The following is a 2,252-nucleotide window of genomic DNA, read 5'->3' as shown; positions in this document are numbered from 1 at the left end:
GAACTTTAAACCCATTGGTGGCAGCGGTTATCCCTAAAGCCGTGGCTAAATGCGTTTTACCTGTACCAGGAGCTGTAACTATAGTGAGGTTCATAGCATCTGTTCTTGAAGAGCCGACAATATCAGGAAATGTTGATGTTAGGCTCTTGTAGTATAATCTTTGATTCTACCTCAAAACGTCGTAGAATCATTGATTTGCTGCTTATGAGGCTTCCGTGGTCAAGGGAAAGGTTAATAGCATTCATTATCTTAGAGGGTTTGCCGCTCTTATGGTGGTTTTTTATCATCTTAAGGCAAACCTAAACAACGTGTATGCTCAAGACAACTTGGGGGATCTTCTCTTTAACTCAGGTGCTTTTGGGGTAGACCTATTTTTATAATAAGTGGTTTCATTATCTGTTATGCGACAGATAGGAAAGAGAGAAGCATGGCGTCTAAGTACTTGGTTAGACGCTTTTTTAGAATATACCCTCTACTTGCGTTATCAATAATAATTACATTTTTTGTAATCAGTGTAGACCCAACATTATCGTTTTTATTAAGATCTCTAATACCACTTAATACTAATTATTCAGCAGGTTCTCCATTCTTTGGGTATAATTTACTTGGCCCAGCATGGACATTGACGTATGAGATAGCGTTTTATGCTATTTTCCTTCTTGCATTTATTATCTCTCACAAACATAGATGGTTTGTTTCAAGTGTCATTATAGCGATTCTGGTTTTTGGGATACAGGAATGGCAATCTGGAAACATAACCTTACTTGCATATAACAATAATTCATTTGCAAATGGAAGTGTTATGCATGCTCCATTAACATTTCTTGCATCTCCACTGTTCCTTAATTTTATATACGGAATGGTTATATTTAAAATACATTCACTAATAAAAGGAGTGAAGGTTTCTGATAGTGTATCTTTTTGGATAAAACTTATATCCACATTTGTTTTCTCTATCACGGCGCTGGGAATATTATCAGTTCAAGTCTATGGACACGGGCCGATTCTCTGGGGGGCATGGAGTGCTGTTCTTGTTCTGTCAGGGCTGGTATTTGAAACATTTAGCGAGATAAAAGAAAACAAAGTGCTTAATGTCTTGGGAAATATTTCATACTCCCTATATATAACGCATGCAATAGTAATTGAAGTATTCCACAAGTATACAGATACATTTACGCTATTTAATGATCAAAAAGGATTCTCAACCGTAATTTATTTGGTTTGTATTTCATTGTTTGTAGCATATATGGCATTTAGATTTATCGAACAACCATGCATACTCGTTGGAAGGAAATTAAATAACTTCATAGATAGTAAGTTTCCAAGTTAAATTATTACCTCACCCCCCATCACCCGATGGCACCCTCACTTATGATGGTATCCGATATGAGGTGATCGTTCCTGGCATTGACTGGCCGGTATCTTTGGAGTTATGAGTTGGCATGGATGCCTATTGAGGTGGGGTGTGCCAGATTTGTGCCAGACTATGACACAAAATGGCAGAATAGCGCATATAACGACAAACACTACTTAAGCTGGCTAGCTTGTGTAGCGGGTTAGACAGTTGCTATCATGCGCTCCCTTTAATCACACATTAGACTGTTTCTCTAATGCTGGAGGTTATGTGAAGTACGAATTACAAACAACGGATGGGCGTGCTCGTCGTGGTCGTCTGGTCTTTGAGCGTGGTGTGGTAGAAACGCCAGCATTTATGCCGGTTGGTACCTATGGCACGGTTAAAGGCATGACACCGGAAGAAGTAAAAGAGACTGGCGCACAGATTTTGCTGGGTAATACCTTCCACCTGTGGTTGCGTCCAGGGCAGGAGATTATGAAGCTGCACGGCGACTTACATGATTTCATGCAGTGGCATGGCCCGATCCTGACTGATTCCGGCGGCTTCCAGGTGTTCAGCCTGGGGGCAATGCGCAAAATCAAAGAAGAAGGGGTGACGTTCCAAAATCCGATCAATGGCGATAAAGTCTTCCTTAGTCCAGAAAAATCAATGGAAATTCAGTACGATCTCGGTTCTGATATCGTCATGATTTTTGACGAATGCACGCCATACCCAGCAGATTGGGATTATGCCAAGCGTTCGATGGAAATGTCATTACGCTGGGCCAAACGCAGCCGAGACCGCTTTGATGAACTGAACAATAAAAATGCATTGTTCGGCATTATCCAAGGTGGTATTTACGAAGATTTACGTGATGTGTCGGTAAAAGGGCTGGTAGATATCGGTTTTGATGGTT

The 2,252-nt window shown here is 40.6% G+C and carries 3 protein-coding genes; 2 read left to right on the top strand and 1 reads right to left on the bottom strand.

Annotated elements, in window-relative coordinates:
* Positions 1–94 (bottom strand): ATP-binding protein (locus YALDO0001_RS20520; RefSeq protein ID WP_282432593.1); only part of this gene is annotated, 94 nt, incomplete at its 3' end.
* Between the two features lie 276 nt (positions 95–370).
* Between YALDO0001_RS20520 and YALDO0001_RS19220 the strand changes: the two genes are divergently transcribed.
* Together YALDO0001_RS19220 and tgt are read left to right on the top strand one after the other, a co-directional pair.
* Entirely contained in the window at positions 371–1,330 is a 960-nt protein-coding gene (locus tag YALDO0001_RS19220; RefSeq protein ID WP_157132008.1) for an acyltransferase family protein, read from the top strand.
* A gap of 294 nt (positions 1,331–1,624) precedes the next feature.
* Positions 1,625–2,252, top strand: a 628-nt coding sequence (tgt, locus tag YALDO0001_RS19215) for a tRNA guanosine(34) transglycosylase Tgt (RefSeq protein ID WP_004705617.1), incomplete at its 3' end; no start/stop codon positions are given.

Origin of the sequence: Yersinia aldovae ATCC 35236, assembly GCF_000173735.1 — a bacterium.
Classification (GTDB): Bacteria; Pseudomonadota; Gammaproteobacteria; order Enterobacterales; family Enterobacteriaceae; genus Yersinia; species Yersinia aldovae.
The sequence above is the reverse complement of the archived record's forward strand: the minus strand, read 5'-3'. Positions and strand labels throughout refer to the sequence as shown.